We start from the raw sequence: 13112 nt of genomic DNA, 5'->3' as shown, positions 1-13112 counted from the left end.
TTGCACGACGCGGAAAACCTGCGCCTGTTCGGATAAAGGAGGATTCCTATGTCTACCGTACCTGCTCCTATCGATGCCACGAGCACGCCTGCATGGGCTGCCCTGCAGAAACACTATGACGAGCTCACCGGTGCCGGCATCGATCTCAAGGGCTGGTTCGCCGCCGATCCCGACCGCGTGAGCAAGCTCAGCTACGACATGGGCGAGTTCCACATCGACCTGTCCAAGAACCTCGTGACCGACGAGACGATGAAGCTGCTTGTCCAGCTTGCGCGCGAGCTGCATATCGAGGAGCGCCGCGACGCCATGTATTCCGGCGTGCACATCAACACCTCCGAGGACCGCGCCGTGCTTCACACCGCGCTGCGCCGCCCGGCATCCGATAAGGGCACCGTGTTCGACGGCGACCAGGACTGCGTAGCCGACGTCCGCGACATGCTCGACCGCATGTACGCGTTCGCCGAGAAGGTCCGCTCCGGCGAGTGGAAGGGCGTCACGGGCAAGAAGATCGAGCATGTCGTGTCCATCGGCATCGGCGGTTCCGATCTCGGCCCGGTCATGGTGTACGAGGCGCTCAAGCCCTACGCCGACGCCGGCATCGACTGCCGTTACATCTCCAACATCGACCCCAACGACATGGCCGAGAAGGTTCGCGGCCTCGACCCCGAGACCACGCTCGTCATCGTCGTGTCCAAGACGTTCACGACGCTCGAGACCCTGACCAACGGCCGCGAGGTCCGCACCTGGCTGCTCGACGCCCTCGAGGCCGCGGGCGCCATCGACGGTTCCGAGGAGAGCCGCGCCGAGGCCGTGAAGAAGCACTTCGTCGCCGTCTCGACCGCGCTCGACCTCGTCGCCGACTTCGGCATCGATCCCGAGAACGCCTTCGGCTTCTGGAACTGGGTCGGCGGGCGCTACTCCGTCGACTCCGCCGTGGGCCTGTCGCTCATCATCGCGCTGGGACCCGAGCGCTTCGAGTGCTTCCTCAAGGGCTTCCATGATGTCGACATGTACTTCCAGAACACGCCGCTCGAGGACAACGTCGTGGCGCTGATGGGCCTCATCAACGTCTGGTACGTCAACTTCTTCGGCGCCGAGAGCCACGCCGTGCTGCCGTATAACCAGTACATGCACCGCTTCCCGGCCTATCTGCAGCAGCTCACCATGGAGTCCAATGGCAAGGGCGTCCGCTGGGACGGCTCGGCGCTCACCACGGCTTCGGGCGAGATCTATTGGGGCGAGCCGGGCACCAACGGCCAGCACGCCTTCTACCAGCTCATCCATCAGGGCACGCGTCTGATCCCCTCCGACCTCATCGCGTTCGTCAACACCGCTAACCCCAACAAGGACGGCGACCAGGACGTGCAAGAGCTGTTCCTGGGCAACTTCCTGGCTCAGACCAAGGCGCTCGCGTTCGGCAAGACCGCCGACGAGGTCCGCGCCGAGGGCACGCCCGAGGAGATCGTCACCGCGCGCATCTTCACCGGCAACCGTCCGTCCACCTCGATCTTCGGCATCGAGCTCACCCCGCATGCGCTCGGCGCCCTCATCGCGCTCTACGAGCACATCACGTTCGTCGAGGGCACGGTCTGGGGCATCGATTCCTTCGACCAGTGGGGCGTTGAGCTGGGCAAGCAGCTCGCCAAGCAGATCACGCCCGCGTTCCATGACGACGAGGCCCTCGCCGTCCAGGACGCGAGCACCAAGGCGCTCATCGAGTTCTACCGCGCCCATCGCAAGTAGCCCGCTTGCGTCTGCGTGACGTATCGGGACTGCCCCGTCTTTTCGGGGCAGTCCCTTTTCTGTGACCGAAAGGATTATTCGCCGTGGCATTTCCCTTCAAGGCCGTCATCTTCGATATGGACGGCGTGATCGTCGATACCGAGAAGTTCTACTTCGACGAGCTGCTCGTCATGAGCGAAGAGCTCGGACTGGGCATCACCGTTGATGAATGCAAGCATCAGGTCGGCATGTCGCACCAGGATTTTCAGCGCAATCTGCAGATGTGGATGCGCCGCGGGGGCCGCGGCGAGCTGTCCGGTGACGAGGCGGAGGCGATCTACAACGAGTGGGCGTCGCATCGCCCGCGGCCGTACGCGCAGCTGTTGAACCCCGGTGTCGCCGAGACGGTGGAGGCGCTGCACGGGATGGGGGTCCGCGTTGCGCTGGCGTCCTCCTCTCCGCTGGCGAATATCGACAAGGTCCTCAGCGCGTGCGGTCTGACGGGCCGGTTCGAGCCCATCGTGTCGGGCGAGCAGTTCCATCAAAGCAAGCCCAATCCCGAGATCTACCTGCACACGCTGGAGCTGCTGGGGCTTCCCGCCAGCGCGTGCTGCTGCGTGGAGGACTCGGTGTACGGCATCGCCGCCGGATGCGCCGCGGGGCTCACGGTCATCGCCAAGCGCGAGGAGCGCTTCGGCTTCTCTCAGGATCAGGCGAACCTCATCATCGATCAGATCCCCGACCTTCTGCGCATAGGGGAGCGCTGATCGATTCGGCCCACGGCAGCGTGAAGACGCGTGCAAATTCGGGGACGTACCTCCCGCATGCACGTATGCAAATTCGGGGACGTACCTTCGGCGTGCAAACATGCATGCGGAAGGTACGTCCCCGAATTTGCACGCGCTTGCTCAAAAAGACGGGGACCCGCGGGTCCCCGTCTTGCTGTCGACGATGTGCGGCTGAGCGGCGCTATGCCGCCTGGCGAATCGGCATGGTGTTCATGCTCGGGCGGGTGAGCGCCGCGTGCAGCTTGCGACCTGCGAACGAGGCGATGCCGCTCACCTCTCTCGCGGGATGGCGCTGTGCCCACACCAGGCGCTCGTTGCGGGGATTGACCCACGTGGCGGCACGTTTGATGGCTGCCGGGACGGCGATGGAAGAGGCTTCGAGCACGACGAACACGATCGCAAGCGAAGCGAGCATCCCAGCAAGTGTGACGATGGCGTTGAAATCGATCATGATGGCTCCCTTCCGTATCGTGGTTCTGCCTTCTACTGGCTCCTTACCCGCGCGATGCGCAGTTATGCACGGCAATTCGGGGGAGCGAACACGCTGCTCGGCAGCAGGCGCGGACCTTCCAGGATCGGTTTGAAGCGGAGCGCCGCAGCCCGCTCATTCATGAATTTAGAGGGGAGTCAAATAAACGAATCCTGCGCAAACGCCGAAAAGGCCCTCGTTCGTTCATGAATGATCGGGGTCTGAACCCGTCCCCGCGGCGAATGAGACCACTGCAGGGAAGGCGCCCGGTTTAGAGGTCGAGAAGCGCGGCGCTGCGCTCAGCGATGCGACAGGCGAGTTCGCGTGCATCGGCATGCCTGATGGCGGCAAGGCGCTCAGACGTGTCCGCGAGTTCGCGTTCCAGCTCCGCGCAGCCGAAATCGGCGTTCGACGGCGGCGCATCGGTTTCGAGCAGCAGCCTGTCCTCGGGAACGATGCGCGCGTACTCGCGGCCTTTGCGGGTGGCGAGCATATGCGCGTTGATGGAGAACCAGCAGCCGGCGCGCCGCGCGCGGGCGAGCTCGTCGCTCGTCCCGGAAAACCAGTGAAAGATGCAGACGGATTCGAGCACAAGCCCGGTCTCTTCGAGGATGTCGAGCACCGTGTCGGCCGAACGCACGGCATGAATGGTCAGGAGACGCCCGTCAAGCGGGTGCTCTGTGCAGGCGCGGGCGACGCGCGTGAACGCGTGCACCTGGGCGTCTTTGCTCGGAAGGTGCTTCGTGCTGAAATCAAGGCCGACTTCGCCGACGCGCGGCGTATTGGAGACGAGCTCGACGAGGGCGTCGACATCCGCGTCGTCGCAGGTTCCATCCGATAGCCACCACGGATGGAGGCCCGCGGCGACGCGGACGTTGGGGCAGGCGGCGTATGCCTCCCGCGAGGCGCTGTAGCCCGCAGGGGTCACGCTGGCGTCGAGGATCCCGATGCCGCGCATCTCGGCCTCTCGCGCGCAGGCGAGGCCGTCGCGCATGAGCCCGAGGTGGCAGTGCATATCGACGTAGCGCATGGCTCCTCCTTGGAAGTTCGGCCCACCGAGGCTAGCGGTCGCGCCGGGCGCCGCCTGCGCATGCCCTACCGCATCCCACACCGGAGATCTGCCGTATGACCTCGCCGGCAATCATCTGCCCCATGATCGGCGGCATGAACGATGCCGTTCCCAGCACGCGCTCGCCCGGTTGCCCCTGTCCGCGCGCGAAAAGGTCGATCGGGTCCTCGCAGGAGTAGAGCACCTGCAGGCGGCGAATCCCGCGTCGGCGGCATTCCTTGCGCATGACGCGGGCGAGGGGGTCGCGCTCCGTTTCGCGGATATCGCATATCCGCAGGCACTCCGGGTGCAGCTTGTTGGCCGCTCCCATGCTGCTGATGAGCGGCACGCCGCGCTCGTCGGCGAGCTGGGCCAGCGCGAGCTTGGCCGAAACCGTGTCGATGGCGTCCACGATGTAATCGATGCGTCCGCTGCAGGCGGCCAGGCACTCATCAAACAGGCCCTCGAGGTTTTCAGGCAGCACGAAGGCGTCGTAAGCGATGACGGTGCACGCGGGGTTGATGTCGCGGATCATGCCGGCCATCACGTCGACCTTGCGCTTGCCGACGGTGCTCGTGAAAGCGATGGCCTGCCGGTTGATGTTGCTCGGCGCCACCACGTCCTTGTCGACGATGACGATCCGACCGATAAACGCGCGGGCGAGCGCCTCGATGCAGCTCGACCCGACGCCGCCGCAGCCGAACACCATGACCGTTGCGCTTTGCAGGCGCTCGAGCCCCTCGTCTCCCATGATGATGCGAAGCCGGTCGGTTGCTGTTTCCTGCATACGGCGCCTTTCCCTCGGAACGTTGATGCACATTATAGGTTAGGCGGCACATGCTCCGCCTCGTTGTCGCCTCTCCTGCCTCCGCCTTGCCTGTGGAAGTGTTGTCGGGCGCCCGTTTTGGTATGGAGGCAACCTCGCGTATCTGCGACGATAGACCCATACGTGTCAGATGACCATACAGGGAGTATGCATGGCAGAGTTCGTATATCAGATGTATCAGGCGCGCAAGGCGCATGGCGACAAGGTGATTTTGGACGACGTCACCCTGTCGTTTTACCCCGGTGCCAAGATCGGCGTCGTGGGCCCCAACGGCATGGGCAAATCGACGCTGCTCAAGATCATGGCGGGCAAGGAGGAGGTCTCCAACGGCGAGGCCCGTCTGACGCCCGGTTACACGGTGGGCCTGCTCGAGCAGGAGCCGCCGCTCGACGACGACAAGACCGTCATCGAGAACATCCGCATGGCATTCGGCGACCTGCTCGCCAAGGTCGACCGCTTCAACAAGATCGGCGAGGAGATGTGCGACCCGGACTGCGACATGGACGCCCTCATGGCGGAGATGGGCAGGCTGCAGGACGAGATCGATGCGGCCGACGGCTGGGACATCGACAGCAAGCTCGGCCAGGCCATGGACGCGCTGCAGTGCCCGGACGCCGATATGCCCGTCTCCGTCCTGTCGGGCGGCGAGCGTCGTCGCGTGGCCTTGTGCAAGCTGCTGCTCGAGGCTCCCGACCTGCTGCTGCTTGACGAGCCCACGAACCATCTGGACGCTGAGTCCGTCCTGTGGCTCGAGCACTTCCTGCACAACTATCCGGGCGCCGTGCTCGCCGTCACCCACGACCGCTACTTCCTCGACAACGTCGCCGAGTGGATCTGCGAGGTCGACCGCGGACACCTGTACCCCTACAAGGGCAACTACTCCACCTATCTCGAGACCAAGGCAGCGCGTATCGCCGCGCAGGGCCAGCGCGACGCCAAGCTCGCCAAGCGCATGGCCGCCGAGCTCGAGTGGGTGCGCAGCAGCCCCAAGGCCCGCCAGGCCAAGAACAAGGCCCGTCTCGAGCGCTACGAGGAGATGGAGGCCGAGGCCCGCGCCAGCCAGAAGCTCGACTACACCGATATCCGCATCCCGGTCGGTCCGCGCCTGGGCGCGAAGGTCCTCGAGGTCGAGCATCTCCACAAGGAGTTCGACGGTCGCGTGCTCATCGATGATCTGACCTTCAGCCTGCCGCGCAACGGCATCGTGGGCGTCATCGGCCCCAACGGCGTGGGCAAGTCGACTCTGTTCAAGATGATCGTGGGCACCGAGCAGCCGACGTCGGGCTCCATCGAGCTGGGCGAGACCGTGAAGATCTCCTATGTCGACCAGATGCGCGAGGGCATCGACCCCGACAAATCGTTGTGGGAGGTCGTCTCGGGCGGCACCGACAAGATGCTCGTGGGCGAGACCGAGGTGCCGAGCCGCGCCTATGTGGCGAGCTTCGGCTTCAAGGGATCTGACCAGCAGAAACGCGCCGGCGTGCTGTCTGGCGGTGAGCGCAACCGCCTGAATCTGGCGCTCACGCTCAAGCAGGGCGGCAACCTGCTGCTGCTCGACGAGCCGACCAACGACCTGGACGTCGAGACCCTGTCGTCGCTCGAGGCGGCACTGCTCGAGTTCCCGGGATGCTCGGTCGTCATCAGCCACGACCGCATGTTCCTGGACCGCGTGGCCACGCACATCCTGGCGTGGGAGGGCACCGACGAGAATCCGGGCAACTGGTACTGGTTCGAGGGCAACTTCCAGTCCTACCAGGAGAACCGCGTGGCGCGTCTGGGCGAGGACGCCGCGCAGCCGCATCGCATCCGCCGCAAGCTGACGCGCGACTAGTGCGCTGGCTGTAGGTTTACCGGCAGCACTGAGGAAAGCCGCCTCGGGGCCTTCGGGTCCCGAGGCGGCTTTTCGTAGATGTGGACCTCAGGAGAGGGCCGACAGGCGCGAAGGCTATTATTCAGCACTTCCTTTCGGTTCGTCGACCTCGAGCTTGTCGATGACCCAGGAGGTGCCGCTGGCCGTCGCGCTGCGCTTGATGCGCACCGTGGCATAACGGCGCTCGCCGTCCCGCGCATACCCGAAGGGGAACGTCGCGCGGTTGCGCGCTGCCTCGATCGTGTTGCGGAGCTGGGCGATGTAGTAGTACTCGTTGAGGATGCCCATGACGTCGGCGCCGTAGGGGAGCAGATAGGAGATCTCCCGCAGCAGGTCGCCGGGGCAGTAGACGTCGACCGTGAAATCCCGAGGGTAGTCGTCCGGGATGACGGGTGCGGCGGGCGGCACCGGTTCCGGCGGAGTGACCGGCTGCGGTTCAGGTTCAAGGGTTTCCGTAGGTGCGTCCGCTGGCTCCTGGGGAGCCGTCTCCGTTGTCGGTTCCGGCGCCCGGGGCTCATCGGATGCCGCAGGCGGCATGTCCGGCGCATCGGATGGCGTGGCTTCTTGCTCGACCTCGGGCTCTGCGTCCTCCTGCACCTCTATGGCGACTTCGGACGGGCTGATGCCGGGCGTCGATTCGAGCGTCTGCATGCCGGCATTGGCGTTCTCGGGATCGTAGACGACCGTGAGCGTGATGGCGGGCTGCGGAGACTCCGCCTCCGGTTTCTCGGGCTCTTCCGGCGCGTTCACGCCATCGACGGGTTCCGCGGCGTCATCGGAGAGCTGCTCGTCGGCGTCCCCATCATGATCGTCTTGCGTATCGGATTCTGTCGAGGTGGCTTCCTCAGACGGCTGCTCGACCGGCTCCTCAGCGAGCTGCTCCTGCTGCGCTGCGGCTTGCGGCTCGGTCTCCATGGCCTCCTCGGCGGTCTCCGAGGCATCTTGCGTCGGCTCTTCGACCGGCTCTTCTTGCGGCTTGGGCTCTTCGCGCTTGACGCGGCGCGGCTTTACGGGTTTCAGGCCCTTGTCGGTCTTCTTGCGCTTCCAGGACTTGCCCGATTTCTGCGCAGCGGTCTTTTCGGGGGCCGCCAGCGCCTCGTCCCATGCGGGCTGCGCGTTGATGGTGGCGTAGATGCGGCCACCTTTGAACACGGTCAGCGTGATGAAGTCGTCGAGCTCTTCCAGCAGCTCTCGCGTGTCGGAGAACCCGAGGTCCTCGGCGGTCATGCGCTCGGCTGCAAGGACTTCTTCGATCTTGGGCGCCAGGGTCTGCTTCCCGCATCCGATGGCCGTCGATAGAAGCTGATAGAGATAGATATGATTGCCGACGGACAGCGTCGGCTTGACCGGTTGCTTGCTCATGTGCCCCTCTTCCCATGTTCGTCCATAGCCATATTACCATCGAGCGGATAGCCTTTTTCCGACCGGGCGGCGGGGCGGATGTGCGCGCAGATAAATCCTGTAGGCGGCCCTCGCGCCTACGGGAGACAACCGCCTGGCTGCTGATGCTCGATGCGGGGGATTAGTTGGCCGAAGAGGCGGCTGCAGAAGAGGTGTCCGCCCCGGATGAGGGGGGCGTGGTCGGATTTCCCGTACTCGTATCGGTGCCCGTGCTCGAGGAGCTGTCCGAAGCGCCGGAACCCGTGGTGTCGGATGACGTGTTGCCTGCGGTGTCGGCCGGAGGCGTCGTGGCGTCCGTGGTCTGCTGGTCCTGCGGGGTCTCGGGCTCCGTCTGGGTGGTGTCATCGGCAGGGGAGGTGGCGGTGTCGGGCTGGACGGCGTCCGCATCGTCCTCGGTGGTCGCGGGAAGCTGCGCGCCGCCGTCATCGACGGTCTGCTGCGTGCCGGTATCGACGGGTTGCGTCGTCGGGATGAGCGGCGCGGTCTTCTCGCCGATACCCTCGCCCGAGGTGCCGAACCAGATGGCTGCGGCGCAGACGGCAACAGCGACCACGGCGGCGAGGATCGAGAACGCGACCACCTTCTTCTGGGTCGCGGAGCGCTCCGCCGCCGCGCGTTCGCGCAGGTTGACGGGCGCGATGCGCGCCCCTCTGACTCCCTGGCTCGGCGAGGCCTGGTCGTCGCTTTGGGACGCGCGCATGCTTGCCTGCGCGATCGCGCCGGCATCTTTAAGCTTGCGCGCGCTGACGTCGAGGAAGCGGCGGTAGATCTGGGAGGACACGACGGTCACAACCGAGCTGACCGCGGCGCCGATGATGGATCCCGCGATGCCGATATAGGATGCGAGCGCCACCGAGGTCGCCGCAGCGGCGGCGCCGGCGATGATCTGGGCCACGGACACGCCGTCGAACAGTTTCTTCTTGGGCGGGATCGCCTGAGTCTGACCGATGGTTTCATGCTTGAGCACCTGGGTGCTCTGAGGGGGTTGATAGACGCGCGTCCTCCTGCGCGAGGTGTAGTTGTCGCTGTATGCAGCCATGGACTGGCCCCTTTCGGATATGGCAAACGGCGAGGGCGGCACTGCACGTTCGATCGCGGCCGCACGTCCCGCCGGAATCGTTCCGTTAGATTGTGTACCCCTCAACCATGATTGGAAGTGGACGCGGCAAGACAACAAAAAGAGGCAACACAAGGGGAGGAATTGTGGAGAACAAGGGTGGTGGAGGAGCACCGGACGGCAGGCGACGTGCTTTTTCGTTTCATGCTTCAAGAAAAACACTATAAAACATATAGGGAATAAACTGCAACATACTGTTAATGGAAATGTGCGGTATCCCCACCGTGGAGATACCGCACATCTGCGAGCGGGGACCAATCGATCAGCGTCGCCCTGGGGCCAAGAGATGAACGAACCGGCGGGCAGCTACCGTATGAGCGACAGATAGTGGTTGGCCCGCTCGACGAGCCAGGCGACATCGAGGCCGAAGGGGCACGGCGTCTCGACGAAGGACGAGTGGACGTCGACGTTCTGCCCGAGCGTCAGGTGCGTCCAGCCCTTGGAGGACGCGAGCGCCGCCATGAGCTTCGCGCTCGTATCGAGGGCGGTGTAGCTCGGAGGCTCTTCCGACGTGCCCACATGCTCTATGGACACGGGGCGGGCCCGGTGCGTCAGCGGTCTTTGAGCGGGGGCATGGGCTTCCACGTGCGGTCCCGGTAGATCTTTCGCGCATCGCGCATGCCGCGGAACAGCGCCGGAATGCCCGTCTTCAGGCTGTCGCGGTTGACCATGACGAGGCGGATGACCTCCTTGGCGAAGGTGGCCGCCGTGCCGAGCCCGAAGGTGATGCGGCGGTAATCGCCGTGGGCGCGGAAATACTGCATCATGTAGCCGCGGTTGCGCATGATGTGGTAGCGGTTCATGTCGGAGGTGCCGTTGAGCTGGCGAAGCCCCGCGATGTCCCAGTTGGCGATATCGCGGGTGCGCTGCAAGATGAGGTCTGCGACCACGATGGGCTCGGTGACCTTGGAGGCCAGATAGCCGTAGACGGTGTCGTCCCAGTAGATGAAAAAGCGGGGGTCGGGCAGGCCGATCTCGTCGACCACGGAGCGCGCGAACAGGCCGCCCTCGAAGCACATTGTGTTCATGGGGCGATAGCCTTCGGGTCCGAACGCCGCGGGCGCGATGGGGTTGGGGATGCCCAGCGACTCGATGAAGTGGTACTGCCAGTAGAAGTCGCCGCCGTCGTAGTCAAGGCGCGACCCCTGGATCACGCGATGGTCGTGGGTCCACGGCTCCAGGCGCTCGATCGCCTCGGGAAGGACCATGACGTCGTCGTCCATGACCCAGAACCATTCGGCGCCGAGCTCCCACGCGCGCTTGACGCCGGCGGAGAAGCCGCCGGCGCCGCCCAGATTGTCGTCTTGCGGCGCATAGACCACGCGAGCGGTGCCGCCCTCGGCATCGGGTCCGTCGGCGGGTGCGCCCCACAGCTCGTCGGTGCGCTCGCCGAGCTCGGCCACCATGCGCTCGGTCTTGTCGGAATGCTCGTTGTCCACGATGACGATGCGCCAGGGCGCGACCGTGAGCGTGCAGAACGAGTCGAACAGCTTGGCAAGCAGCTCCTGCCGCTTGAACGTGACCACCACGATCGCGAGCTTCGGGATGCCGGGGAGCACGGCTGCCTTGTTGGTGTTGGTCTCGCTCACGGTCGCGCTGCCTTCCTGTTGGGATTACATGCCCAGCCATTATACCTTTCGCAAACAGCGCGAACATCCCAGTCGCGAAAGAGCCATCGTATGCCGCCTGCCGCATGCCGCTACAATAAGGGGCAATGGGGCTTCCGTTGAAGGAGAAGAGATGGATGAGCTGTATCTAGTCGGCCTCGGGTCCGCCGCGGGCACGGGATTGGGCGATGGGTTTTTCCGCATTGCGTCGGCGACCCCGCATATCCGCGTGGGTGATGTCGAGGGCAACGCGCAGGCGATTCTTGCGAGCGTGAAGGCCGCTGCCGACCAGGGCGCAGGGGCCCTCGTGCTGCCTGAGCTGTGTTTGAGCGGATACACGTGCGCAGACCTGTTTTTGGACCGCACGCTGTTGCACGCCTGCGAGAGCGCGCTCGCGTGGTTGCTCGACCAGACGCGCGACCTGCCCGTTCTCTTCACGGTCGGCCTGCCCGTCGCGAACGGCGAGGCCATCTACAACTGCGCTGCGGTGTGCTGCGCCGGCAGGTTGCTGGGCCTGACCATCAAGCAGAACATCCCCAACTACGGCGAGTTCTACGAGCGGCGCTGGTTCACGCCGGCGCCGGTCAACACGGGATGCGTCGCCTTTGCCGGTCAAAGCCAGGTCCGCATGGGTCACAGGCTCGTGTACCGGTGCCTCGATGCGGGGTTGGATTCCGTGACAATCGGCGTCGAGGTGTGCGAGGACCTGTGGGTACCTGCGCCCCCCTCGATAGACATGGCGGTGGATGGTGGCGCGACGATCATATTGAACCCCTCCGCGTCTGACGAGACCATCGGCAAGGCCGAGTACCGCCGCGAGCTGGTGTGCGGCCAGTCGGCCCGTTTGTACTGCGCCTATGCGTACGCCGATGCGGGCGAGGGGGAGTCGACGACCGATCTGGTCTTCGTGGGCGAGAACCTGATTGCGGAAAACGGCAGCCTGCTCGCGCGTACCGATATGTTCACGTGCGACATGGCCGTGGCCGATGTCGATCTGGACCGCCTGATGGCGGAGCGCCGCCGCTCGACCACCTGGGCAAAGCGTCCGTTCAGCATGCGTCCGTGCAACGAGGTGCTGTTCTCGTACACGGGAAGATCGGAGACAGGCGAGATGTGCGAGCGGTCATCGGCGCCGCAGCTCATGCGCTCGGCGCTCGACATCGACCGCGTCTTCCCGCAGACCCCGTTCGTGCCGGCGGATCATGGTGACCTTGCCGAGCGCTGTGAGACGATCTTCAATCTCCAGGCCGCTGGCCTCAAGACGCGCTTGGCGCACACGGGCACCAAGCGCGCCGTCATCGGGCTCTCGGGCGGCCTGGACTCCACCCTGGCCCTGCTCGTGACCGTGCGCGCCTTCGACGCGCTCGGGCTTCCGCGCTCCGGCATCACCGCCGCCTCCATGCCCGGGTTCGGTACGACCGTGCGCACCAAGAGCAACGCCGAGACGCTCGCCCGCGGCCTCGGCGCGGACTTCCGCGAGATCTCGATCCACGACGCCGTCAAGCAGCATTTCGCCGACATCGGCCACGATCCGGCCGTCACCGACGTCACCTATGAGAACAGCCAGGCGCGCGAGCGCACGCAGATCCTCATGGATCTTTCCAACGAGCTCGGCGGCTTCGTCATCGGCACCGGCGACCTTTCCGAGCTCGCGCTGGGCTGGGCCACCTACAACGGCGACCACATGAGCATGTACGCCGTGAACGCGAGCGTGCCCAAGACGCTCGTGCGCCACCTGGTGCGCTACGCGGCCGACGTCTTCGGCGGCGAGATTGCCGACACCCTGCTCGACATCCTGGACACCCCGGTGTCCCCCGAGCTTTTGCCGCCCACGGGAGACGGCGAGATCGCGCAGAGGACCGAGGACCTCGTCGGTCCCTACGAGCTGCACGATTTCTTCTTGTACCACCTGCTGCGCTTTGGGTTCACGCCGGGCAAGATCTACCGGATGGCCTGCCGGTCCTTTGCGGGGACCTACGACGAGCACACCGTGTGGAGCTGGCTGCGCGTGTTCTACCGGCGCTTCTTCGCGCAGCAGTTCAAGCGCAGCTGCCTGCCTGACGGTCCGAAGGTCGGCTCGGTCACCCTGTCTCCGCGCGGCGATTGGCGCATGCCGAGCGATGCCAGCTCGCGCCTGTGGCTCGAGGAGATCGACCGCCTGCAACCGTAGGCAGGTTCGGACCGGCCCCTGGCCGCCCCTGTGCATGGGGGCGGCCAGGGGCCGGTCTTGTGAAATCGACTCCACCCCGGCTCCCTCCTTCGCG

General features: G+C 65.2%; 11 protein-coding genes. 4 read left to right on the top strand and 7 right to left on the bottom strand.

Annotated elements, in window-relative coordinates; all coding sequences use genetic code 11:
* Positions 1-48: 48 nt before the first annotated feature.
* Together pgi and BN3789_RS09440 are read left to right on the top strand one after the other, a co-directional pair.
* A complete protein-coding gene (gene pgi, locus BN3789_RS09445) occupies positions 49-1743 on the top strand; it encodes a glucose-6-phosphate isomerase (RefSeq protein WP_066833538.1) in 1695 nt (564 codons plus the stop codon).
* Between the two features lie 83 nt (positions 1744-1826).
* Entirely contained in the window at positions 1827-2489 is a 663-nt protein-coding gene (locus tag BN3789_RS09440) for an HAD family hydrolase (protein WP_079989245.1), read from the top strand.
* 202 nt (positions 2490-2691) lie between these two features.
* On the opposite strand, the gene BN3789_RS09435 is transcribed toward BN3789_RS09440, so the two are convergent.
* From BN3789_RS09435 to BN3789_RS09425, 3 genes are all read right to left on the bottom strand, one after another.
* A complete protein-coding gene (locus BN3789_RS09435; RefSeq protein ID WP_066833535.1) occupies positions 2692-2961 on the bottom strand; it encodes a hypothetical protein in 270 nt (89 codons plus the stop codon).
* 289 nt (positions 2962-3250) lie between these two features.
* Positions 3251-4009, bottom strand: a complete 759-nt coding sequence (locus BN3789_RS09430; RefSeq protein ID WP_066833531.1) for a TatD family hydrolase — start codon at positions 4007-4009, stop codon at positions 3251-3253.
* A gap of 31 nt (positions 4010-4040) precedes the next feature.
* Positions 4041-4814: a tRNA threonylcarbamoyladenosine dehydratase gene (locus BN3789_RS09425; protein WP_066833528.1), complete on the bottom strand. Its 774-nt coding sequence runs from the start codon at positions 4812-4814 to the stop codon at positions 4041-4043.
* A 190-nt stretch (positions 4815-5004) separates the two neighbouring features.
* Here BN3789_RS09425 and ettA point away from each other — a divergent pair, with 190 nt between their 5' ends.
* Positions 5005-6684, top strand: a complete 1680-nt coding sequence (gene ettA / locus BN3789_RS09420) for an energy-dependent translational throttle protein EttA (protein WP_066833525.1) — start codon at positions 5005-5007, stop codon at positions 6682-6684.
* Positions 6685-6801: 117 nt separating this feature from the next.
* Here the strand turns inward: ettA and BN3789_RS09415 are convergent, their stop codons facing one another.
* The 4 genes from BN3789_RS09415 to BN3789_RS09400 all read right to left on the bottom strand — a co-directional run bounded on the left by BN3789_RS09415 (position 6802) and on the right by BN3789_RS09400 (position 10830).
* Entirely contained in the window at positions 6802-8085 is a 1284-nt protein-coding gene (locus BN3789_RS09415; RefSeq protein ID WP_066833519.1) for a hypothetical protein, read from the bottom strand.
* Between the two features lie 160 nt (positions 8086-8245).
* Positions 8246-9163 (bottom strand): hypothetical protein, encoded by a 918-nt coding sequence (locus tag BN3789_RS09410; protein WP_066833516.1) that lies wholly within the window; start codon positions 9161-9163, stop codon positions 8246-8248.
* 384 nt (positions 9164-9547) lie between these two features.
* Complete coding sequence (locus tag BN3789_RS09405) at positions 9548-9775, bottom strand: hypothetical protein (RefSeq protein WP_147569667.1); 228 nt, start codon at positions 9773-9775, stop codon at positions 9548-9550.
* A gap of 17 nt (positions 9776-9792) precedes the next feature.
* On the bottom strand, positions 9793-10830 hold the full coding sequence (locus BN3789_RS09400; protein ID WP_066833509.1) for a glycosyltransferase: 1038 nt from the start codon (positions 10828-10830) through the stop codon (positions 9793-9795).
* A gap of 151 nt (positions 10831-10981) precedes the next feature.
* Between BN3789_RS09400 and BN3789_RS09395 the strand changes: the two genes are divergently transcribed.
* On the top strand, positions 10982-13018 hold the full coding sequence (locus tag BN3789_RS09395; protein WP_066833506.1) for an NAD(+) synthase: 2037 nt from the start codon (positions 10982-10984) through the stop codon (positions 13016-13018).
* Positions 13019-13112: the final 94 nt, after the last annotated feature.

Source organism: Collinsella ihumii (assembly GCF_900046475.1).
Lineage (GTDB): Bacteria > Actinomycetota > Coriobacteriia > Coriobacteriales > Coriobacteriaceae > Collinsella > Collinsella ihumii.
Note: the sequence above shows the minus strand (reverse complement) of the source record. Positions and strands in the feature narration are given on the sequence as shown.